Origin of the sequence: Pseudomonas sp. BJa5, assembly GCF_030272875.2 — a bacterium.
In the GTDB taxonomy this organism is placed as follows: domain Bacteria; phylum Pseudomonadota; class Gammaproteobacteria; order Pseudomonadales; family Pseudomonadaceae; genus Aquipseudomonas.
In genome coordinates, this window is the sequence record NZ_JALRNG020000191.1 from 1 (window position 1) to 245 (window position 245).

1 protein-coding gene is annotated in these 245 nt (G+C 35.5%); it reads left to right on the forward strand.

The features are described from left to right. Window positions 1–195, forward strand: a 195-nt coding sequence (locus tag M2D63_RS25980; RefSeq protein ID WP_171288767.1) for a hypothetical protein, incomplete at its 5' end; no start/stop codon positions are given. Window positions 196–245 lie beyond the last annotated feature (50 nt).

The window sequence follows — 245 nt, forward strand, 5'->3', positions numbered from 1 at the left end:
ATGGCAATCGAGTATAGAAAGTGGCTAATTCGAGAACTTTTTGACCTAATTTTTAGTTTGGAAACTCGTGCCTTAAAACCTGATGCCGATATGGTTTTAAATCTAATAGATGGTTTGATGTTTGGGTTTTTAAGTACCAATAGTTTGAGTGAGAGGGATGAGGTGTTGGAGCGGTTTTTTATGCCAGTACGCTAGAGAGGAAAACTAATTAATTGCACAGCATATGATTTTAGGTTTTTATTCTT